The 597-nt window shown below is 72.7% G+C and carries 1 protein-coding gene; it reads right to left on the minus strand.

Translation table 11 applies throughout. The features are described 5' to 3' along the window. A partial coding sequence (locus IH13_RS0128700; RefSeq protein ID WP_031088915.1) for an STM4011 family radical SAM protein occupies positions 1–597 on the minus strand: 597 nt, incomplete at both ends.

Genomic DNA, 597 nt, shown 5'->3' on the forward strand with positions numbered 1-597 from the left:
GGGTATCCGCTCCAGGACGCCCCCGGCGAAGACGTCGTACAACGGCAGGGACTCCAGGTGCACATAGCCGATGTGGCAGTCGCACACCTCCAGCGGACAGCCGCGCGGGCCGAGTGAGCGCCGGTAGCTGCCGTCGTAGAGGTTGCCGAGCTCGGCCCGCACGAAGTGGCAGCGGCGCGCCGTCCCGTCACCGTCGACCGAGACGACGGACTCACCGGTCCGGCAGGGCAGCCCGGCGGAGGCGTGCGGGTACCGGCTGTACGGGAACAGCGGGTCCAGTTCGGTCCACCGGTCCGCCTCCTCGTCCGTATAGGTGTGCCCCTCGGCCGCGTTGACCCAGAGGTACACCTCCGGCGGCAGCGCGGCCCGGAGCCGCCGGGCCTCCTCCAGGTGGTCCTCCAGCCCCACCACTCCCACGCTGAAGCGCACACCGAGCTCCGACAGCTCCCGGCACCGGCCGAGGAAGCGCTCGTACGGGGTCTGGCCCGGGTGGTAGGTGCACCAGAGGGCGGTCTTCCCCCGGTCGGCGCCGGCCAGCCAGCCGGTACGGCAACTGAGGTTGGTCTGGACGGCGACCCGGCGGACGTGCGGCAGCCG

Origin of the sequence: Streptomyces sp. NRRL WC-3549, from assembly GCF_000721935.1 — a bacterium.
Taxonomy (GTDB): domain Bacteria; phylum Actinomycetota; class Actinomycetes; order Streptomycetales; family Streptomycetaceae; genus Streptomyces.